The 20,243-nt window shown below is 46.2% G+C and carries 19 protein-coding genes; 17 read left to right on the top strand and 2 right to left on the bottom strand.

The annotated features are described in order from the left end of the window. Window positions 1–2: 2 nt before the first annotated feature. Entirely contained in the window at window positions 3–947 is a 945-nt protein-coding gene (locus IPL32_15100) for an NAD(P)-dependent oxidoreductase (GenBank protein ID MBK8467147.1), read from the top strand. Further along, on the top strand, window positions 944–2,452 hold the full coding sequence (locus tag IPL32_15095) for an oligosaccharide flippase family protein (protein ID MBK8467146.1): 1,509 nt from the start codon (window positions 944–946) through the stop codon (window positions 2,450–2,452). The genes IPL32_15100 and IPL32_15095 overlap by 4 nt, the downstream gene beginning before the upstream one ends. Window positions 2,453–2,467: 15 nt before the next feature. Here the strand turns inward: IPL32_15095 and IPL32_15090 are convergent, their stop codons facing one another. Both IPL32_15090 and IPL32_15085 read right to left on the bottom strand, forming a co-directional pair. Then, entirely contained in the window at window positions 2,468–3,382 is a 915-nt protein-coding gene (locus IPL32_15090) for an FkbM family methyltransferase (protein MBK8467145.1), read from the bottom strand. Window positions 3,383–3,663: 281 nt separating this feature from the next. Continuing rightward, entirely contained in the window at window positions 3,664–4,311 is a 648-nt protein-coding gene (locus IPL32_15085; GenBank protein ID MBK8467144.1) for a hypothetical protein, read from the bottom strand. Window positions 4,312–5,114: 803 nt separating this feature from the next. On the opposite strand from IPL32_15085, the gene IPL32_15080 reads away from it, so the two are divergent. The 15 genes from IPL32_15080 (at window position 5,115) to IPL32_15010 (ending at window position 20,211) form a co-directional block, all read left to right on the top strand. Beyond that, window positions 5,115–5,801, top strand: coding sequence for a methyltransferase domain-containing protein (locus tag IPL32_15080; protein ID MBK8467143.1), 687 nt, complete (start codon window positions 5,115–5,117; stop codon window positions 5,799–5,801). Window positions 5,802–5,815: 14 nt separating this feature from the next. Next, a complete protein-coding gene (locus tag IPL32_15075; GenBank protein ID MBK8467142.1) occupies window positions 5,816–7,372 on the top strand; it encodes a hypothetical protein in 1,557 nt (518 codons plus the stop codon). Between the two features lie 137 nt (window positions 7,373–7,509). Continuing rightward, complete coding sequence (locus tag IPL32_15070; GenBank protein ID MBK8467141.1) at window positions 7,510–8,286, top strand: class I SAM-dependent methyltransferase; 777 nt, start codon at window positions 7,510–7,512, stop codon at window positions 8,284–8,286. Between the two features lie 58 nt (window positions 8,287–8,344). Beyond that, complete coding sequence (gene rfaE2, locus IPL32_15065; protein MBK8467140.1) at window positions 8,345–9,349, top strand: D-glycero-beta-D-manno-heptose 1-phosphate adenylyltransferase; 1,005 nt, start codon at window positions 8,345–8,347, stop codon at window positions 9,347–9,349. Then, entirely contained in the window at window positions 9,346–10,308 is a 963-nt protein-coding gene (gene rfaE1, locus IPL32_15060; protein ID MBK8467139.1) for a D-glycero-beta-D-manno-heptose-7-phosphate kinase, read from the top strand. The genes rfaE2 and rfaE1 overlap by 4 nt, the downstream gene beginning before the upstream one ends. Window positions 10,309–10,321: 13 nt before the next feature. Beyond that, window positions 10,322–11,317, top strand: a complete 996-nt coding sequence (locus IPL32_15055) for a glycosyltransferase (protein MBK8467138.1) — start codon at window positions 10,322–10,324, stop codon at window positions 11,315–11,317. A gap of 22 nt (window positions 11,318–11,339) precedes the next feature. Continuing rightward, complete coding sequence (locus IPL32_15050) at window positions 11,340–12,218, top strand: SDR family oxidoreductase (GenBank protein MBK8467137.1); 879 nt, start codon at window positions 11,340–11,342, stop codon at window positions 12,216–12,218. Beyond that, on the top strand, window positions 12,206–13,384 hold the full coding sequence (locus IPL32_15045; GenBank protein MBK8467136.1) for a glycosyltransferase family 4 protein: 1,179 nt from the start codon (window positions 12,206–12,208) through the stop codon (window positions 13,382–13,384). The genes IPL32_15050 and IPL32_15045 overlap by 13 nt, the downstream gene beginning before the upstream one ends. A gap of 66 nt (window positions 13,385–13,450) precedes the next feature. Next, on the top strand, window positions 13,451–14,494 hold the full coding sequence (locus IPL32_15040; protein MBK8467135.1) for a polysaccharide biosynthesis protein: 1,044 nt from the start codon (window positions 13,451–13,453) through the stop codon (window positions 14,492–14,494). A 259-nt stretch (window positions 14,495–14,753) separates the two neighbouring features. After that, complete coding sequence (wecB, locus tag IPL32_15035; GenBank protein ID MBK8467134.1) at window positions 14,754–15,854, top strand: UDP-N-acetylglucosamine 2-epimerase (non-hydrolyzing); 1,101 nt, start codon at window positions 14,754–14,756, stop codon at window positions 15,852–15,854. A gap of 41 nt (window positions 15,855–15,895) precedes the next feature. Next, window positions 15,896–17,083 carry a glycosyltransferase family 4 protein gene (locus IPL32_15030; protein MBK8467133.1) on the top strand — a complete coding sequence of 396 codons (1,188 nt, stop codon included), beginning with the start codon at window positions 15,896–15,898 and terminating at the stop codon, window positions 17,081–17,083. Between the two features lie 5 nt (window positions 17,084–17,088). Beyond that, a complete protein-coding gene (locus tag IPL32_15025) occupies window positions 17,089–18,105 on the top strand; it encodes a glycosyltransferase family 4 protein (protein MBK8467132.1) in 1,017 nt (338 codons plus the stop codon). Window positions 18,106–18,150: 45 nt separating this feature from the next. Next, window positions 18,151–18,981: a hypothetical protein gene (locus tag IPL32_15020; protein ID MBK8467131.1), complete on the top strand. Its 831-nt coding sequence runs from the start codon at window positions 18,151–18,153 to the stop codon at window positions 18,979–18,981. Between the two features lie 109 nt (window positions 18,982–19,090). Next, window positions 19,091–19,609: a PqqD family protein gene (locus tag IPL32_15015; protein MBK8467130.1), complete on the top strand. Its 519-nt coding sequence runs from the start codon at window positions 19,091–19,093 to the stop codon at window positions 19,607–19,609. Between the two features lie 77 nt (window positions 19,610–19,686). After that, window positions 19,687–20,211 (top strand): PqqD family protein, encoded by a 525-nt coding sequence (locus IPL32_15010; protein ID MBK8467129.1) that lies wholly within the window; start codon window positions 19,687–19,689, stop codon window positions 20,209–20,211. The last annotated feature ends 32 nt before the right edge of the window (window positions 20,212–20,243 follow it).

The raw sequence follows: 20,243 nt of genomic DNA, 5'->3' as shown, positions 1-20,243 counted from the left end.
AAATGTCGAATCCGGCTAACACGCGAATACTCGTAACTGGAGGCACCGGATTTATCGGGCGTTATGTTGTCGATCTGCTTTCGTCGGATGGACTTGATCCATTAGTCACAACATTTAATGAGACCACCCCAAATGCAGTTAACGTTGATCTGACGCATGTCGAGCAGGTAAATGACCTTGTCCAGAGTTATAAGCCGAAAATTGTCCTACATCTCGCCGGCGTTACAGGAAATGCCGACCCGACTGGCAGCATATACGATGAAGTAAACTTTAAGGGCACCGTCAATCTCCTGAAAGCTATTGAAAAAACAGGGGTTACACGAGTCATACTGCTCGGCACGGCCGCTGAATATGGCGATCAGCCAACGCCTTTTTGCGAAGACATGCCGGGAAAGCCAATTTCTCATTACGCGGTCTCGAAAGCAAAGGCCAATCAGTTCGCTCTTGACCTGCACGCCGCGAACGGTTTTCCGGTTACGATACTTCGAGTGTTCACAGCATATGGTCTTGGTCAGCCGCATAAGATGTTTTTTCCACAGTTAGTTACATGCGGATTACTCAACAAGCACTTTAAGATGTCCGACGGTCTTCAAAAGCGAGATTTTATATTTGTTGAGGATGTCGCGGCCGCAATAGTGCAGTCAATTACAGCCGAAAACGCCATTGGACGCATTATAAATATCGCCGGCGGGCAAGGCGTTGCTTTGCGGGATGTTGCCCGAAAGGTTTGGGAGATCTGTAGTGCAGACGATGATCTTTTGGACATAGGCGCACGCGAAAAATCAGGCGACGATGTATTCGATACAGAGGCTGACATTTCATTGGCTGCGGAAATACTAAACTGGCGTCCCGGACCTGGCATTTTGAGCGAACCTGACGATTTTTCCCGCTTGAAAGAAACCATTCGCAAAATGAAACACGAAATTACAACTTCAGCCGACCGATGAATCAGGCGATCAACAATCAGACGAGCAAGAGCATCTTCCGCAACGTCGTGTACGGTTCACTGACCTGGATCTTGCCGATCGGACTAGGGTTTGTCGCGACACCGATCATTGTCCGCTCGCTTGGCAACAGTGACTACGGAATTTACGCGCTTGTCTTGGGCTTTATCAGCTATTCGTTCACATTTAATTTTGGACGAGCTATCACAAAATACATTGCCGAATATCGCGTAACCGGAGAATCCGAAAAAATTCGCGATGTAGTTTCAGCCAGTTTTTTTCTCAATATCGTGATCGGACTCATCGGTGTTTTCGTGATGTGTCTGTCGGCAGGCTGGCTCGTTCGCACTGTATTTAACATCGAACCGGAAGCACAGCACAAAACAATTACGGCGATCTATATAGCCTCGGGAATTATTTTTCTCTGGATGCTCAGTCAGGTTTTTACATCCGTGCTGCAGGGAATTCAAAGATTCGATGTCTATTCCAAGATATTCACCGCCAATAGTTTTGTTTTAACTCTGGGCAATCTGGCTTTGGCATATTTCGGTTATGGCCTGCTCTCGCTGCTTACTTGGAATATAGTCGTACTATCCGCGTTTTTTATAGTCTTCGGCTACGCCGCAAGAAGGCTCCTACCGGAATTTGGGATCACATTTAAGTTCAACTCCGAAACGCTAAAACTCGTACTTCGATACAGCTCAGCGATCGTCGCAACTCAGTTACTCGCCAATCTCCTACTCCTGTTTGAACGCGGATTTATAACCCACCGACTCGGTCCTGAAAGTCTGACTTACTATGTTGTTCCGATGTCACTAGGCTTATATTTACACGGATTTGTCGCAAGTCTCGTACAGGTAGTGTTTCCGCTCGCCAGCGAACTCAAGAACGAACCGGAAAAGCTGCTCAGACTGTATTCAAAGGCCACAAAAGTAATTTGCCTGCTTGTCGTTTTCGTCGTTGTGAGCGTGTCCGTTGAAAGTTCTTTGTTTTTACGCCTTTGGATGGGCGAAGCCTTTGCCGTCAATTCAGCGAGTTTGCTTGTTCTGCATATCACCTGTTTTGGGCTTATCGCAATAGTATCCGTTGCCTGGCAAATGACAGAAGGATTAGGCCGCCCCCAATTCAACGCCATAGCTACCGCGGTTTGCACAACGATTGGAATATCGCTGATGATCCTGCTTTCAAACGGCCTCGGAAATTTTGGCGTTGCGCTCGCTCGGCTTATTGCCTTTATCGTTATGTTCTTCTCTATTTTTGTCGTAGAGAAAATGTTTTTCAAAAAGATGCAGTTCCGATTTTGGCTTGCTTTGACAGGCAACCTTGCTTTAGCTGCGATCACTGCCGCTGCGGTCGAATACTCGATCTCATCTTCACTACCATCAAATTGGCCGTCTCTTATTCTTGCAATTTTCGTCGGCGGTTTGGTTTATTGTCTGATCTTGTGGCTGCTAAACTTTGTAACGGAAGATGACAAACTCTTAGTCAAAAGAATATTCAATAGTTAGCATTAAAATGACTGGCTAAACGAAAAGATCTGACACTTTTCTTTTATCAAAATTCTGCGGAAGGCACAGAACATTTGCACCTATGTCATCCGGTTCAAAGCCATCTATTTTTTGAAGAGTGAAATGCGTCTCGTCGATCGCATAGAAATCGTAGCTAGCTTTTGAGCGAATAAATTCGATCAGATCGTTCGGGATATAACCAAACCCTTTTGAAGTAGCCAGAGCCATTTCGATTTCAAAGATAGGCAGCCTTTCCTGTTCGAATAACTTTGACGCTCCCTGCAGAGCCATTAACTCTGCACCTTCCACATCCATTTTGACTATGCTCACATTGTCGATCTCGTGTTCACTAAGATAAGAATCAAGCGTTGTCATCTTGCTTGTAAAAGTCTCATAGTCTGCATGGCCAAATGTCGAAATAGATGAGTGTCCGTCAGGCATATCGGCAAAAACATGCAACTCAACGTCCTTTTCCTCGTTGCCTAATGCGAGGTTATTTATCATGACATTATCAGGCGGAACATTTAGTTTTACGTTGCGTCCCAGAAGCGTGAAAATATGCGGAACAGGCTCAAAACCATGAACCTGCCCAGCGGGGCCAACCAATTTCTGAAACAAAGTCGTGTACCAGCCAATGTTCGCACCAATATCCAAACAGATGTTGTCGGGATTTATCAGTCGTCTGAAAATGTTAGAGATCACCGACTCGTATTCGCCCAGGAAATAAACATATTTGTAGGAGTTGTTTTTCGTATCAATAAACAGCTCGCGGCCGTCAATTGTTTTTACAACGATCTCTCGCGGCATCGTCGGAGAAAGGCTAAATGCCAAATTCGACAACCTGTGCCTGCCTCTCTTTAACGGCGAATTAAGTGTGTAAAGCCGGACGAGTTTGTGAATAAATCCCGGCTGTGTATTGTCTAATGTCATCTAAGAAATCTATTTCGCGCTTCCCTAAGATCCTGTCGGAACGCAGCCTGCCTGCCTGCGTGTAATGCCTCCCAAAACTAAATTGTCAGCTTGCTCGGCGACTAAAGTCTTCTGCGATTGCGCGTCCCTGAGATTTTTTTGCCACAGAAAACACAGAGAGCAAAGAGAAAATTAAAGGCCAGTCACACTTTGAGCTCGTCCCAAATTCTTCGTTCTCAAGCCAATTCATATGTTATTTTATCGGCGCCTCGAGTTTGAGGTCTTTGGGATCGTAAACGTAGTCAAAAAGTTTCTACCCAAGTTACCTTACTGCCGTCGATACCGTTGACCTCGACTTTCCTAAGGATACGTCCCAACTCATCGAACCAATATGTCGCGCAGCGACTGCCACTGTAGGTGAGCATGTCGGTCATCGAGAACGGGTTAGCGACTCGCAACGATTCGACCTCGTATTTGTCTGCTTTCGTTCCATGGAGATTTGCTTTACCAAGAAACCGGTAACGAACATTCGTAAGATCATCGGGCTCCCTGCTTTCCCTCAACTCGGTAGAGCCGCCAATAGACTTTATCCAATCGCCGTCGTTTTTTCGCTTAAAGAAGTACTTTCCATCCGAAATATATTCATGCCTCGACGGCCTTGGATAGTTGCTTTCGTCAACGCGCCGCCATTTGTTTGGATGGACAACCTCCTCAATCGACCGCTCAATTAACGCCCCCGACTTGTCCGGCTCTTCGAAATACTCAAATGTCTGTGTCATCCGATACGTCGCAGTCTTGAGCATTTCCTTTGCCTTTTTCTCTGCTTTTTCGAATTCCTTCTTTGTTATAGATTTTTGCTTCTCTGATAAGGATGTTGTTTGAGCCCGAACACCAAACACCGACAAGACCAACACAGCTAAAATCAACACAGGTCTAAGAAATTTCATCATTGAATAATACACGAAAAACATTTTCTGGCGTGCGTCCCAGAGTTTTTTTTTCACCACAAAGGCACGGAGAACACAAAGAAATAAAATCAGTCAATGTTCTTGTGTTTGCGTCCCTGAGAGTTACGGTTCAAGAACCCGGTCGCGACCGCTCCCGGTTCTGACATGCGCGTCCCTGAGATTTTGTCGGAACACAAGCAGCTTGCCTGCATGTGATGCGTCCCAGGATGTTTTTGCCACAAAGAAATCCTTTCCTGTCGCCGAAGGTGACAAAGATAATAGCCTGGGGTGAGTGAGCGGAGCGAACGTAACCCCAGGGATCTCGTTCGAACAATTCCGCTCCCTGAAGGGGAGCAACATCACGCGCCGATTGTTCGACCCCTTCGGGTCGGCGTTGTGTGTAACGCTGTACCGAGGGTTGCGGCCAAAGGCCTTACCCTGGGCTATTATCTTTTTCCCGGTCGGGGACAGGAAAGCGTATTGTCGTTTCACATACCTCATCTGATTCACCTCTGACACTTCATAAAAGCAGTTATCACTATGCACTTTGCTGATTGCGGATCTAACACCTAAGAATTCCTCACGAAATAGACACTAGCGCGGTTCGTCGAAAATTGAAATACCAACTTTCCAGATATGACGTAACTTTCTAGAAACGACGCAACTTTCCAAATATGACGTGGTTTTCCAGCCGTTATACATCACTAAATCGTTGTAAAAAAGTTTTTGCGCGAATGGGGTGAAATGAACAAAATCGATTGGGTTTCCATTCGGACCGTTCCTACCGTGCGGGCTTATATAAATATGTGGTAAAGTCACTATTTCGGCAGTTTATGAAGCTTGTTCAAAGGGTCGATTTTATTAAGAAACACTGTGCCGGTAAGAAGGTCCTGCATCTTGGCTGCGCCAATTATCCGTACACACAGGACTCGATCGACAAAGAAATGCTCCTGCATTTTGATCTGCAAAAGATCGCAGGCGAATTGTATGGGTTTGATTTTGACCAGCCGGGAATCGATGTTTTGGTAGCCAACGGCACCAAAAACCTATACAGAGCAGATCTCGAAAAACTCAACGAAGTGCCGCTGAACGAAACTTTTGATGCAATTGTTGCGGGCGAAATGATCGAACATTTGAACAACCCCGGTTTGTTCCTTGACGGCATCAAACGCTTTATGAACGCTGACACGCGTCTATTGCTGACGACGATCAACGCCTATTGCGGGATGCGTTTTGCGTGGTACGGTTTGCGCGGGAAAGGAGGCATTCAGGAACCCGTTCATCCCGACCATGTCGCTTATTATTCCTATTCAACGCTTACCGTGCTTTTGAAAAGATATTCGCTCAGCGTCGATGATTTTTTGTTTTATGACATTGGTACCGAGCACCGGCCACATAACAAATGGTATCTGAATGCGGTGAATGATGTTTGTACCTTTTTTGCACCACAATGGGCGGACGGCGTGATCGCAGTTTGTCGATTGTCAGATTAAACCGCAATAGGACGATGCAGAACGCTACTGACTACAATCGAAATTTTAGCCGTGGAAGCGGCGACCGGACGATCCTCGTTGGAGTCGCTCTAATGGCATTGACCGCGATCGTGGCAGCGTTTGCACTCTTTGCAACAACAGATACGTTTCGTTCATTTCCTTATCTATTTCTAGTTCCCTGGATCATCGGCCTCGCGATCGTTATGGCCGTGCCTTCGCTTGTTCTTTATTACAAAGGAAAATTTAGTTTTGCGGACCCAATTGTCTTTGCGACGTGGTCCTATTTCTTTCCGGCGTTTGTGATGGGTGGTTTGTTTTTCGCGTTTGGGTGGTCGCAGCCTTACTATCTCGCCTACACGCAGGACATCCCATGTACTTTGCCGCTTACCGTCGGCCTGGTCGCTCTCGGATTTACAGGATTGTCCGTTGGGTACTTTTTGCCGTTAGGGGAAAAGATCGGGGCATTTTTTGAACGTTTTTTGCCGCAGGCTAATTACGAACCGCCCAAGTATATTGGCCCGGGAATCGTACTTTTGATGCTTGGCATCTTGAATACGATACTTGCATTTATACTCGGCGTTTTCGGATATCAAAGGGCCGATGAGATCAGTTCGTATGACGGGTTGATCTATCTGACAACGCTTCTGTGGATGCAGGCGAGTTTTCTGCTTTGGAATGTTCTGTTTCGGAAGAAGCAGTTAACGGTCAGCAGCGTGATCGTTTTTGTCTTGCTCGTATCTACGGCGATAAGCAAGGCACTTCTCGCGGGCAATCGCGGCAGCGCTCTTGTATTATTTGAAGTGATTGTACTCGCATATATTTTGTCGGGACGCGAGTTGAAACTTAGACAGGCCGTCGTTTCCGGCATTGTTTTGACAGTGCTCCTTATCGGTGGAATGATCTACGGCACTACATTCCGAAACGTTAAAGGCGGTGAGGCTCAGCAGAGTTTTGATAAATATACAGATGACATAGGACGCACATTTGATCAGATCGGTAAAAGCGGTTCTGCAGAATCGCTGCAGTTCGGTGTTGATCGCCTCGCCGAACGGCTTGATATTCTCACAACACTTTCCGTTGTTGTTTCAAATTACGAACAACTCGCTCCATACGAAGAGGCCTACGATCTCGACAATAATATCTGGAAAGACATGACAATATTCCTGATCCCGCGAGTGATCTGGAAAGAAAAACCCTCGGCATCAGACGCCCGTAAATACAGCGACCTATATTTCAACCAAAGCGACACATCGTTTGCCATTACACCCATTGGCGACCTTCTGCGCAATTTCGGAATCGTTGGAATATTTATCGGCATGCTTGTCATCGGAATATTCTTGCGTGTCATTTACCGCACTCTTGTCGAGTCTCAAACGCAGAGTATTTGGCGCGTAACTTTGTATTTCATGCTCCTTACTTCGGTTTCCTACGAAGCATTTTATGGAACAATAATACCTACATTTATTAAGGTAGGTTTCGTCGCCGTTATTGGTGTTTTGCTTGTTACTCTGCTTGCAAAAACGAATATTGTGGCAAACCGAATGAGTTTACCGACCTCGCCAAATAGATGATAGCTTCAAAGGAAAAATCAGGCCTTTGTAGAGTATGCGGTTCGAGTACTATCGAATTCCTTTGCGAAACACAAAACGAGCATAGTTCAACGACCGTCATTCGCAATTACAGGTGCATAGAATGCGAGTGCGTTTTTGTGGGGAATGAGATCACCAGCAAAGAATTGGGTGAGGCATATTCTACTCTTGATTCAACAAGTTATTATGCTGATATCGAGGCCGAAAACCGCGAAAAGATGGCGACCGCCATTACCCATCTCGATAGTTTTATTTCAAAGAGCGACAGCGTGATCGACATTGGCACCGGCAATGGAATGTTTGTTGAGATGTTGCACGAAAATGGCTATAGCGATGTTTCTGCCCACGAGATAAAAGGTTCGGATCTCTCGGGGATCGCTGATATTGCCACGCACATTTATCAGGACTACGATTACAGCGCCGTTCCGTCGGCTGCATTTAATGCGGCGACTTTGCTGGACGTGGTCGAGCATGTTCCCGATCCGGCATATTTGATCGGTGCGTGTTCGAGGATCCTAAAAAAGGACGGATTCGTATATTTTCACACGCCGGTCGTAACGCGAACTGATCGTGTAATGCATTTCGTCCAGAAAATTCCCGGCTTACGAAAAGCGGGAATTATTTGGCAACGCGGCAGAACGTCGGTTTTTCATCTTCAGAATTATACGTCGGAAGCATTGAAAAGACTGCTCACAAATGCGGGCTTTGCCGACATCGAGATCGAGATCAAAAACGAACTGTCATGGCCCGTGAGAAAGTACGTGGAAATATACCTGCTCGAAAGACTTGGACTTCCGTCGTCCCTATCACCAATTATCACACCATTCGCGTATCCATTTTTAGGAACAAATCTATTCAATTCCAACAAGGCAATCGTCAAGGCACGAAAAGCCTGATTATTCGAGCTTTCGTGGCAAAACGATAAGGCAGAGGCTATAATCGTTCCAGTCATCTATGGAAAAGATAGTTTTCACCAACGGCTGTTTTGACATTTTGCATCCTGGACATATCGATCTATTGTCGAGGGCAAAAGCTCTTGGAACAAAACTGATAGTTGGCATTAACAGCGATGCGTCCGTGGCGTCGATAAAGGGACATGGAAGGCCGGTCAACAGTCAGAAAGAGCGATCTGAAGTGCTGTTAGGTTTGAGGTCGGTGGACGAGGTTTTGGTTTTTTATGAGTTGACACCAGAGAATTTGATAAAACAGATCAAGCCTGATGTCCTTGTAAAAGGCGGTGACTGGCAGGAATCTGAGATCATCGGTGCAGATTTTGTTCGTTCTAACGGCGGGGAAGTGTTTTCGCTGCCTTTAAAGGACGGATTTTCAACCAGCAATATTATTAAGCGGATGGAAAAGAATACTGTTCAACAAAATGAAGGTAGCGATCCGATGATCGCCAGTTCACTTAATGAGCACATCGCGCTTTTCAAAATGCTGCACGCCACTTATGAAGCGAACATTGCGGAATGCGCTGAGCTTATTTTTCAAACTTTTCAAGCGGGTAAAAAAGTCCTTATTTGTGGAAACGGCGGCAGTGCTGCCGACGCCCAACACATTGCAACTGAGCTCGTCTGCCGTTACGAATCCGAACGTAAGGGGTTGCCAGCGATAGCCTTGACGACCGACACATCAGCACTGACTGCAATAGCTAACGATTTCGATTTCGAACGTGTCTTTGCCCGTCAGGTCGAAGCTCTCGCTTCGGACGGCGACTTGCTTATCGCGATAAGTACAAGCGGCAATTCACCGAATATAATTTCCGCCGTAATGACGGCAAGAAGTGCAGGCTGTAAAATACTTGGCATGACAGGTGCTAACGGCAAGAAATTGGCGTCGCTCTGCGATGCTTGCTTTATGGTTCCGTCGAAACGTACCGCTCGTATTCAAGAAGCGCACATAACTATCGCTCACATCTGGTGCGAGATCATCGACACTAAATTCGCCGATACCAAATGAGCATTTTAGATAATTTTGCAAATGTAAAGATTCTCGTGGTTGGCGACATAATGCTCGACCGTTATTGGTGGGGCAGCGTCAAACGCATTTCCCCTGAGGCTCCTGTACCCGTCGTCGAGCTAGAAAAAAGCACTTTCGCTCCGGGCGGTGCCGCCAATGTCGCCGCAAACATCGCCGGACTCGGTGCAACGGCTCACCTTGTCGGGGTGATTGGAGCGGATAATGATGCCGACACGCTTGTAACTTTGCTTAAAAGGAAGGGGGTCGAATCAGATTCGCTTGTACGCATCGCCGGTCGTCCTACTAGCGTTAAAACGCGAGTTATCGCTCACAGCCAACAGGTTGTTCGCGTAGATCAAGAAACTACAGAGGACTTTTCGGATGAAGACCATGAAAGTATTTGGAAAAATATTGCAGCCGTATTACCTGACGTTGACGCTATTATAGTTTCTGATTATGCCAAAGGCTTGTTGTTGCCAAGTCTTTTGTGGCGTTTGATCGATTCCGCTCGTTCGCAAGGAAAAATCGTTCTCGTCGATCCTAAGGGCAAAAACTATTCACGTTACGCTGGAGCATCGCTCATAACACCTAACCGCCGCGAAGCTGCGGAAGCCTGCAATCTTAACGAGGACATGCCCGACCTTGTGTCTATCGCCGGCAATCAGTTGCTGAATGAGTTAGACCTTGCAATGGTTCTGATCACACAGGGCGAAGACGGCATGACGCTGTTTCAAAAAGATAAGGAACCGTTTCATCTGAGTACAGCGGCGAAGGAGACGTATGATGTAACGGGTGCGGGAGATACAGTCATTGCGAGTCTTGGAGTCGCTTTTGGGGCTGGATTGGATTTTGTCGAAGCAGCTCGCATCGCAAATCTTGCTGCCGGTTTGGTCGTAGAACAGGTTGGAACGACTGCGATCACACGCCAAATGTTGGAACCTGCTATTGAGAAGACTTGACGTGCCAAATTTGATGAATCACAAGATCCTCTTTGTCGATAGAAAGCCGTTTGAGTCAGTCAGTATCGAAAGGGTTTTTGACCAAATTTCCAAGGATATTCCGGCCGACCAATTCGACATCGAATCTCAAAAGATGCCATACGGCAACAGTCCGTTAGACATTTTGCTGAATCTGTTGTTCTTTCGACCGAAGTTGGCAGATATTTATCACATAACGGGCCAAATACATTATATGGCCTTACGACTGCCTGCGGACAAGACCGTTCTGACGATCCATGACTTGGTGTTTCTCCATCGGCGAACGGGTGTCAGGCGATATGTTCTAAAAAAGCTATTTCTGGACTTGCCAGTAAAAAGGCTCAAATTTATAACGGCCATTTCACAAGCGACGAAGGATGAAATAGTCAAATACACACATTGTGATCCAGGGAAGATTCGCGTCATCGAAAATCCTCTCGTCAATGGTCTCGCCCCAGAACCGATCAAGCCATTTGATCAAAAACGTCCGATAATCCTGCAGATCGGCACATCCGCAAACAAGAATGTCCCCAATTTGATAAGGGCTCTGGACGGCGTAAATTGCAGACTTCGAATAATAGGGCGAGTGAGTGCTAATATAAAAGAAGCTTTAGCGACCAGCGATGTTCAGTTCGAAAATGTTTTTGACTTAGGGACAAAAGACATGATCGAAGAATATAGAAACGCGGACATTATAGCCTTTTGTTCAACTTATGAGGGATTTGGGCTGCCTATCATAGAGGCTCAGGCGATGAAAAAGCCGGTAATTACAAGCTACCGTTCGCCAATGAAAGATGTGGCGGGAGCCGGCGCGTTTCTCGCAGATCCAAACGATGTGATTGCCATTAGAAATGGTTTGATTAAGATAATTAACGAACCAAAGTATCGTGAGGAATTAGTTTTAAATGGAACTCGAAATATCCTTAGATTTAGTTCAAAGAGCTTGGCGGCAGAGTATTTAGAGATTTACGAATCGGTATTGGGCAATTAATTTCATTTCACTAAGAATTAAAATGCGGGTTTTAATATTTGGCGCAAGTGGGATGCTTGGCCACAAACTTTATCAGCAGTTGAGTACCGATTTCGAGGTTTTTGCCACAATCAGATTGGGTTTTGATTCGATCAGCAAGTTCGGTTTCTTTGATAGAAAAAGCATCGTTGAGAATATTAATGTTCTAGACATCGAGTCCATACGCTCAGCAATTGAAAACACGAAACCAGACATTGTTATCAATGCCGTCGGCGTTGTTAAGCAACTTCCGGCATCGGAAGATGTCATCAATACTCTCAGCGTCAATTCTGTTTGTCCTAAACGCTTGGCGGTCTTGTCCAGCGAATATCATTTTCGACTTATCACGTTAAGCACCGACTGTGTCTTTGACGGCAAAAAGGGAAATTACGTCGAAACTGATAATCCTGATGCAAATGATCTTTACGGCATCAGCAAATTTCTCGGTGAACAAACGGGAGACAACTGTCTTACTATCCGCACTTCAATAATTGGAAGAGAATTGACAACGGGTCACAGCGTGGTCGAATGGTTCCTCAGCAATCGCGGCAAAAACGTTACAGGATATGTGAATGCTATCTATTCCGGATTTCCGACGATTGTTCTAGCAAAGATCGTATCCGACATCGTCACTAAACATCCCGAACTCAACGGCGTCTATCACGTTTCCAGTGATCCGATAAATAAGTTCGAGTTACTTGGCCTTTTGAATAAATATTATCAAGCAAATGTTGTGATCGAACCTTTTGAAGATTTTGTCATAGACAGAAGCCTCAATTCACTGTCATTTAGGAAGGCGACCGATTTCTCACCACTCTCCTGGGAAAAGATGATCGAACAGATGGCCGCCGACCCGACTCCCTACGATAAATGGAAAAAGTAAAACCGGTCATCCTGATTATCTGTGATTATTATCTCCCCGGTTTCGAGAGCGGCGGAGCAATGCGGACACTCGTGAATATGGTTGACCGTCTAAGCGATGGTTATGAGTTTAAGATCGTCACGCGAGATCACGACGGCCCTCTAAATAGGGCATCTTACACAAATGTCAGGATCAACGACTGGAATCAAATTGAGAACACCGACGTCCATTATCTTTCGAAAGATAGTATTCGGCTTGGGTCGATCAAAAAGCTTGTCCGCGAGATCAAACCCGACGCCATATACCTCAATAGTTTTTTTAGTCCGTTGACTGTCTTTACGTTGATTTTGCGTAGATGTAACGCGATTGACGCTATTCCGATCGTCCTTGCCCCAGAAGGCGAGCTTGTTCCCGGAGCTTTGTCCATCAAACCTCTTAAGAAACAACTTTACCTGAGGGCGGCTAAATCATTGAAATTATTGGACAATATTGCATGGAAAGCAGCGTCTGAATTCGAGCAGGAAAGCATACATGCCATTTTCGGCGGCGAAGCCAAGATCTCTATTGCTCCAAATATGCCACCGCAGATAACTCTTGGCGATTTTGATCTGGCCGCAAAACCGGAAAAGAGGCCAGGACAAGCAAAGATGGTTTTTTTGTCGCGGTTTATGCGGAAAAAGAACTTCAATTTTCTCCTCGAGCATGTTCGGAGGCTTAAGGATGATCTTTGCATTGATATTTTTGGGCCGATAGAGGACGCTGATTATTGGCGAGAATGTCAGGCTCTCATCAAAAAGCTACCACCTAACATCAAAATAGAGGCAAAAGGGCCGGTTTTACATGAAGATGTCGCAAGTACGCTCGCCAAATATCATTTTTTTGTGCTGCCAACACTTGGCGAGAATTTTGGCCACATTTTTATTGAGGCACTCGCTGCCGGCTGTCCGCTCATTATTAGCGACCGTACGCCGTGGAGAAATTTGGAAAAAGACGTGATCGGCTGGGATATTCCTCTTGAAAATCCCGATTCGTGGCTAGCCGTAATTAACAATTGTCAGAATATGGACAACGACGACTTTCGCATAAGGTCGGAAAATGCACGCCGATTCGCCGTTGCTTGGCTTTCGGACCCTGAACACGAGAATTCTAACCGGAAAGTTCTCGATTTTGCTCTTGTTTCGACCTAACGCATATCTGGTGCAGGTATTTTGGTAATTATCAGAATAAAGCTAAACTTGTTGTTTCGCTGGAAAATGAAAGAATTAGAAGGTAAACGAATACTTGTAACCGGCGGCACAGGCTCGCTTGGGAAAACGCTTGTCAACCGTCTGCTGACGGGTGAAATGGGTATGCCTGAAAAGATCACCGTCTTTTCACGCGATGAGGCCAAGCAGCATTACATGCGTCTCGAGTACATGAATCGCGAGACGGCGACCGACGACGTTATCTATCAAAATTCTCTTGACCGTCTTAATTTCCGTATCGGCGATGTTCGCGATTATTCGGCGTTAGTCGCCGCGATGCGCGATGCCGATGTTGTCTTCAACGCGGCCGCATTAAAGCAGGTGCCTTCCTGCGAGTATTTTCCTTTTGAAGCGATCCTGACAAATATCTACGGTGCGGCAAATATCGTCCGCGCTGTGCGCGAAAACGATCTGCACATTGAAAAAGTGATCGGAATTTCGACTGACAAGGCGTGCAAACCTATCAATGTCATGGGTATGACAAAGGCATTGCAGGAACGAGTGTTGATCGAGGCGAACCGTGATTGCGACTCGACTAAATTTAATTGTGTCCGTTACGGAAACGTGATCGCTTCACGCGGTTCGATCATTCCGCTGTTTGTTGAGCAGATCAAAAATGATCAGCCGATAACGATCACACTTGCCGAAATGACACGGTTTTTATTGAGTCTAGATCACGCCGTCGATACGGTTTTTGAAGCGGTCCGATCTGATGGACGTGGTGAGACTTTTGTTCCTAAAGTAGCGTCGGCGAAAATATCGGACGTTGCTCTCGCTCTGATGGGTGGGAAAAACCTGCCTTTGGTTTACACCGGAATTAGACCCGGCGAAAAGGTTCACGAAATAATGGTTTCGGAAGAAGAGTGCTTTAGAACAGTCGAACGCGGGGATTATTATGTCATTCTTCCTGTTTTGCCGGAGCTTAGAGCGGAACAAGATATTATGCCTGCGCTCGAAACTGAATATTCTTCACGCGACAATAATCTTGCCGTGCCGGAATTACGTGACCTACTGAGGAATTCGAGCGGAGAAATCATGCAATTCATGAATTAACGACAAAAGTCGTTCGTAATAGGCAAGAAATGCTCGTAACAGGCAAGAAATGCCCGTAACACGGTAGAAACGCTCATAACAGGCGAGAAATGCTCATAACAAGTGAGAAACACTCATAACAGGTGAAAATCGCTCATAACAGGCGAGAAATTGCCATAACACAAAAAAATTGCATATAACACGTAATATTTAAAGCAAACAGGCGAAATACTTAACACTATTAAGTTCCTGGCATAAAATACGCTGAAAACTGAAATTTATGAAGATAATGACGATCTTCGGCACGCGGCCGGAAATAATCAGGCTCAGCCTCGTCATGAAGGTGCTCGACCAACATTGCGAGCATGTCTCCGTACATACCGGCCAAAATTATGACGAGAGCCTGAGCGATGTTTTCATCCAGGACCTCGATGTTCGTACGCCAGACGTTCATCTCGGCATCAAATCAAAATCATTCGGCGATCAGATCGGACAGATCCTGACAAAGTGCGACGAGCTGCTCGAACAACACAAGCCGGACCGCGTCCTTATTCTTGGCGACACGAACAGCGCACTTTCTGCGATCGTTGCATCCAGACGACGCATTCCGGTATTTCATATGGAGGCGGGCAACCGCTGCTTTGACGACCGCGTTCCCGAAGAGATCAACCGGCGTATCATCGACCATTCCAGTACTGTGCTTATGCCTTACACCGAACGAAGCAAAGAAAATCTCGTTCGCGAAGGCATTGAGCGCGACCGCATTTACATCACCGGCAACCCGATCAAAGAGGTTTTGGACAACTATGCTGACAACATCGAGTCCAGCGACGTGATGGATAGCCTCAAGGTCAAGCCTTTTGATTACCTCCTTGTTACTTTGCATCGCGCAGAGAATGTCGATATCCCTGAGCGGCTGGCGGGAATTTTTAATGGCCTTGCTGAGGTCGCTTCAAAATTCGGAAAGAATATTTTGGTCTCGGTCCATCCGAGAACGGCCGAAAAACTTGAGCAGTACGGCATCCGCCCGGATTCGCAAAAAGTGCGCCTTTTGAAAGCACTTAGATTTTTTGATTTCGTAAAACTGGAAAAAAATTCGCTCGCCGTTTTAACCGACAGCGGCACGGTGCAGGAGGAATGTGCGATATTCGGCATTCCAAATGTGACGCTTCGCGATGTTACCGAGCGGCCTGAGACAATTGAATGTGGCAGCAATATTCTAGGCGGAGGAGATGTTGAATCTATCCTTCGTGCAGTCGAGATCGCCATAGCGCAGCCTGCAGCCTGGACCGCACCGCGCGAATATCTGGCTGAGAACGTTTCACAAACCGTAAGCAAGATCCTGTTGGGATATACTAGCCAACGACGGCATTTCTCGTGATTGGCAGCAAGAAAGAAACACAACTAAGACGGCTATGGATTTTGACTGAGGTTTATTATCCTGAGGAGATTTCCACCGGATATTATCTCACGTCGATCGCTGAAGGACTCGCTGAAAATTTCGATGTCAAGGTTTTATGCGGACAGCCGAAGCACATGTCTCGCGGCATGAGAGCACCAAAAAGAGAAGTCCGCAATGGCGTCGAAATTTTCCGTGCGGCTGCGACAACGTTAGACAAAAATGTGATGCTCTATCGTCTGTTCAATATGTTCACGATCGGCGTCGCGATGTTTTATAATTCGCTGAAACGCTTTCGAAAAGGCGATCAAATTCTCGTTGTAACGGCTCCGCCGACGATGCCGGTAACGACCGCGTTTGCCTCGCTATTGCGCGGAGCAAGTTACACGGTTTTAGTTCAGGACAGCTATCCGGAAATTCTCATCGCTGTCGGTGCGTTGCGGAAAAATTCGCTGGCCGTCAGCACCATCAATTTCTTCAATCGCTGGGTTTACAAATATGCTGCAAAAATAATTGTCATGGGCCGTGACATGAAAGAGCTTTTCGAGCGAAAGACAGCCGGACTCGACATTCCAATTGTGACGATTCCAAACTGGGCCGACCTCGAAACAATTCACCCGACGCCAAGAGAAAGTAATCAGCTTTTGAAGGATCTTGGTATTTCGGATAAATTTGTCCTTTTGTATGCGGGCAACATCGGCCATCCGACCGATGTCGAAACGATCATTAGTTCGGCAGAGCAACTCCGCGATCATCAAGAAATTCACTTTCTTTTCATTGGTGCCGGCGTTAAGAAAAAATGGGTCGAAGATCAGGTTCGCGATAGATCATTAACGAATGTTTCTGTTCTCAATTATCTTCCACGTGGCCAACAGATCGTATTCCTAAACGCCTGCGATGTTGGATTGATCGCATTGATAAATGGAATGTTGGGTACGGCGATGCCAAGCCGCACTTATAATATTATGGCTGCGGGCAAGCCGATCCTTGCGTTGACTGAGCAAGGTTCAGAGTTGGCCCAAGTGATCGACGAAGAGGGAATTGGAAAGTATGTCGATCCCGGCAAAACTCACGATTTGACGAACGCCATCTTGCAGATATTTGAGGACCGCGACAAGCTCGGTGAAATGGGTGAGCGTGCCCACAAAGCGGCGGTCGCAAAATACTCTTTGCTCGATGCCGTGGCAAAATATAGGAACGAATTAGTTTAGACAGAATGATCGATCTCGTTATGTTTTTGGTAATGCTTGCCGCGTCGTATATCGGCGTCGGTTATTACCTGCGCTGGAGCGAAAAAAACGAGGTCTTTGCGATTCCCAACGAACGCAGCTCTCACACCGAACCAATGCCACACGGTGGCGGACTCGTAATTGTCATAATTAGCCTGATTGCCTACGTTCTTATTTCGCTGTATCTCCCCGGCACATTTTCATGGGGATATTTTTGCGGCGCTTTGATGATCGCTTTGGTCAGTTTCCTCGACGATATTTACTCTATTGCATTTCCTTGGCGTCTCTTGGTCCACAGCATAGCTGCTTTCCTATTGATTCTCGACGTCGATACATGGCACGGCATATCAATGCTCGGCCATATCAATCTCGGAAATTTTGGCTACGTCCTGACATTCATATGGATCGTGTGGATGGTGAATTCATACAACTTCATGGATGGCATCGACGGACTTGCAGGTTTACAAGCGGTAATCGCCGGCGTCGGTTGGCTTGTGCTTGGCTACATCCTACAGATGCCTTCGATATTTCTTTTTAGCGGAGTCATCGCAGCAGCAAGCTGGGGATTTTTGATCCACAACTGGAATCCGGCGAAAATATTTATGGGTGACGTTGGCAGTGCATTTCTCGGATTTACGTTCGCATCACTGCCGCTTATTGCGAGAGTAAAAGCGAGTAAAAACCCTGATCTGCTACCGATCGCGGCGGTGCTGTTCGTGTGGTTCTTTCTGTTCGATTCGGTTGTTACAATTCTGCGGCGTGCCGTTCGCGGTGAAAAAATTTGGCAGGCACATCGCGAACATCTCTTTCAAAGGCTCACATTGTCGGGACTATCGCACCGCCGCGTAACGATATTTTACGGGATACTGGCATCAGTTCTCAGCCTGTTCATTTTGCTATCGGTGGAATTCAGGCAAGACATCGAGGTTGCGATCCTGCCGGTAGTTATAATTCTGACAGGAGCGTTGCTGGTTTTCCTGGCGAAAAGGGGCGTGTTAGCATAGATAATTATCTCGCTGATTTAAGAATGTAAAATTCAAAATAATTTTATGACATCAATTAATTCTGCTGCTGCGCTATCTGTCCGGCCTTTCAAATTTGAGTCGTATGGCGTGGTCGCCCAGATCACTAGTAACGTGCAGGATATGGTCGAGGAAGGAGAGCGTGTCGCCATAAGATCTCTGGTGGGCCAGATTAAGCCCGCCAAAGGAAAAAAGGTAGAGCAGTTGTTCGAAATTGAGCGCACTAAAAGCTCCTATAGACTCTTTGTTAATGGCGAAGGCATTGCATCGTGCCGAGGTAAAAAAAAGTTCTTCAAGTTTTTTGATGCTATTATGCGGATCACTATCGGCGAGCATGCCGTTGATAGGGTATTTATGCACGCCGGAGCCGTCGGATGGAAGGGGAAAGGCATCATATTTCCGGCGCAAAGTTATCAGGGAAAGAGCACGATCGTAACGGAATTGGTTCGTAGAGGTGCGGATTACTATTCGGACGATTTTGCTATCTTTGACCGCGACGGCCTTTTGCATCCCTTTCCGCGAATCATTACGATGCGCACCCGTGATGGAGAATTCAGGCATTATGACCTGCCCGTAGAATCTATTGGCGGGGTTCCCGCAACGGAACTGCTGCCTGTTGGACTGGTTCTCTTTACTAACTACGAGGCCGGAGCAGAATGGAATCCAATAAAATTGACTCCCGGACAAGGCTCTCTTGAGATGATGCCATTTGTCCTGCCATTGCGCCGCGATCCGAAACTATCCATGCTCGCCTTGAATTCCATTGCAAATAGTGCCATAATTGCTAGAAGTCGTAGAGGAGCCGCTGAGGAATTTGCGGATTTGATCCTCAATTTCGTTGACAATAACGCTAATTGAGGTAGAATTATGATAAATGCGTTTGTTTTACTTCCTTTGACATGTGTGCAATTTGGGTTAGAATACCCTTGTAATTAATTTTGTTTATATTATTTTGCTGGAGGAGACGATGAATAATCCTAATGGTCTGCAGAATCCAATGGCTCGCAATAGCGGCCTCGTGGTTCAGGAAATGCCCGACGAAGTTTTGGTTTACGATATGGACGCGAACAAGGCCCATTGTTTGAATCAATCGGCGGCTTTGATTTGGAAGTCCTGCGACGGCAGCAATTCCGTAACGGACATTGTAAAAGAGTTTGAATCCAATGGCCGCGGAAAAATCACTGAAGATTTTGTCTGGCTCGCCATCGATCAGTTGAGCGAGAACGGCCTGTTGGAGAATAAAGTTGCTCCAAGATTTCAGGGCCAGTCGCGCCGAACAGTCCTCAAGACCATCGGTTTGGCTTCAATGGTTGCACTGCCGGTGATCGCTTCGTTGGTCGCTCCAAAACAGGCATTGGGAGTAAACACTTGTGTCTGTACATCAAACCAGATGTGTAGTGAGCAGCAGAATGCCGGTTGTCCGAGCACGACCAACTGCAACAATTTGGGTCTATGTGCACCAAATCCTCCTCAACGCAAATCCTAGACTTATTGTTTAAGAGTTTCTAAGGGAGTAGCAAAGATTAAACGTCTTTGCTACTCTTTTCTCATTGGAGGCTACAAATGAATACCAATCCCAACGGACTGCAAAATCCGATTGCTCGTCAGAGCGGTATTGTAATTCAGGAAATAAACAATGAAGTTTTGGTCTACGATCTAAAAACGAACAGAGCATGCTGTTTAAATCATTCGGCCGCTTTTATTTGGAAAATGTGTGATGGTCAAAATTCGATCACTGACATTATTCGTTTTTTCGAATCAGAAGGGCTCGGAAAAGTTACTGAAGATTTTGTTTGGCTTGCAATAGATCAGCTTAGTGCAAATGGGCTTTTAAAGAATAAGTTTTTGCCAAGATTTTCCGGCCAATCTCGTAGAAAGGTTATTCAAACAATTGGTTTAGCGTCAATGGCCGCCATACCGATAATCGCATCGCTGGTAGCTCCACCAAGTGCGTACGCCTCGATATCTAACTGTGTGTGTACTTCTAGCTCTCAGTGCGCTTTTCCGCCAAACCAAAATTGTCCAAGCACTACCAACTGCAATAGCTTGGGTCTTTGTGCTCCGAATAATGCTCCGAGAAAAATTTAAGATTGATTGGTTGAGAATTTTCTATGAGTAGT

Origin of the sequence: Chloracidobacterium sp. (genome assembly GCA_016711345.1) — a bacterium.
In the GTDB taxonomy this organism is placed as follows: domain Bacteria; phylum Acidobacteriota; class Blastocatellia; order Pyrinomonadales; family Pyrinomonadaceae; genus OLB17.
This window is presented reverse-complemented; position numbering and strand designations above follow the sequence as displayed.

Excerpts from the sequence above, each read along its gene's own strand:
- IPL32_15100 (MBK8467147.1), top strand. The coding sequence starts at position 3 with ATGTCGAATCCGGCTAACACGCGAATACTCGTAACTGGAGGCACCGGA.
- IPL32_15095 (MBK8467146.1), top strand. The coding sequence starts at position 944 with ATGAATCAGGCGATCAACAATCAGACGAGCAAGAGCATCTTCCGCAAC.
- IPL32_15090 (MBK8467145.1), bottom strand. The coding sequence starts at position 3,382 with ATGACATTAGACAATACACAGCCGGGATTTATTCACAAACTCGTCCGG.
- IPL32_15085 (MBK8467144.1), bottom strand. The coding sequence starts at position 4,311 with ATGATGAAATTTCTTAGACCTGTGTTGATTTTAGCTGTGTTGGTCTTG.
- IPL32_15075 (MBK8467142.1), top strand. The coding sequence starts at position 5,816 with ATGCAGAACGCTACTGACTACAATCGAAATTTTAGCCGTGGAAGCGGC.
- rfaE2 (MBK8467140.1), top strand. The coding sequence starts at position 8,345 with ATGGAAAAGATAGTTTTCACCAACGGCTGTTTTGACATTTTGCATCCT.
- rfaE1 (MBK8467139.1), top strand. The coding sequence starts at position 9,346 with ATGAGCATTTTAGATAATTTTGCAAATGTAAAGATTCTCGTGGTTGGC.
- IPL32_15055 (MBK8467138.1), top strand. The coding sequence starts at position 10,322 with ATGAATCACAAGATCCTCTTTGTCGATAGAAAGCCGTTTGAGTCAGTC.
- IPL32_15050 (MBK8467137.1), top strand. The coding sequence starts at position 11,340 with ATGCGGGTTTTAATATTTGGCGCAAGTGGGATGCTTGGCCACAAACTT.
- IPL32_15045 (MBK8467136.1), top strand. The coding sequence starts at position 12,206 with ATGGAAAAAGTAAAACCGGTCATCCTGATTATCTGTGATTATTATCTC.
- IPL32_15040 (MBK8467135.1), top strand. The coding sequence starts at position 13,451 with ATGAAAGAATTAGAAGGTAAACGAATACTTGTAACCGGCGGCACAGGC.
- wecB (MBK8467134.1), top strand. The coding sequence starts at position 14,754 with ATGAAGATAATGACGATCTTCGGCACGCGGCCGGAAATAATCAGGCTC.
- IPL32_15025 (MBK8467132.1), top strand. The coding sequence starts at position 17,089 with ATGATCGATCTCGTTATGTTTTTGGTAATGCTTGCCGCGTCGTATATC.
- IPL32_15020 (MBK8467131.1), top strand. The coding sequence starts at position 18,151 with ATGACATCAATTAATTCTGCTGCTGCGCTATCTGTCCGGCCTTTCAAA.
- IPL32_15015 (MBK8467130.1), top strand. The coding sequence starts at position 19,091 with ATGAATAATCCTAATGGTCTGCAGAATCCAATGGCTCGCAATAGCGGC.
- IPL32_15010 (MBK8467129.1), top strand. The coding sequence starts at position 19,687 with ATGAATACCAATCCCAACGGACTGCAAAATCCGATTGCTCGTCAGAGC.